Source organism: Protofrankia sp. CiP3 (assembly GCF_917627345.1).
GTDB lineage: Bacteria > Actinomycetota > Actinomycetes > Frankiales > Frankiaceae > Protofrankia.
The window spans coordinates 1-404 of record NZ_CAKJTM010000085.1 but is presented as its reverse complement, the minus strand read 5'-3'; the positions used below and the strand labels follow the sequence as shown (position 1 = coordinate 404).

Here is a 404-nt window from a genome sequence, read left to right as displayed (position 1 = left end):
AGCAGCCCGCGTCGAGCTTGGGCGATGTGGGTCGGGCATTGTTGACGGCTCGTTCGGTGTGGGAGTTCCGGGCTGGAGTCGTGGCCGCGGGCCGGGATGAGGCGGTGGCGAAGCTCCGCGCGGTGGCTGCGGTGGACACGGGGTCTTCTGAGGGTGTGGCCGGTGCGGGGCCGGTGGTGTTGACGTTTGCTGGTCAGGGTGCTCAGCGGGCGGGTATGGGCCGGGGTCTGTGTGCGGCGTTCCCGATGTTCGCCGCTGCGTTTGACGAGGTTTGTGCGGCGTTGGACGCCGAGTTGGGTGGGGTGGCGGGGTTCCCTCTTCGGGAGGTGGCGTTCGCTGATGCGGGTTCTGATCTGGCGGGTCTGTTGGATCAGACCTTGTACACGCAGTCGGTGTTGTTCGCC

The 404-nt window shown here is 67.6% G+C and carries 1 protein-coding gene; it reads left to right on the top strand.

What is annotated here, in order from left to right:
• Positions 1-173: 173 nt before the first annotated feature.
• Positions 174-404: hypothetical protein (locus MJ797_RS20955; RefSeq protein ID WP_239339603.1), on the top strand; the 231-nt coding region annotated here is incomplete at its 3' end.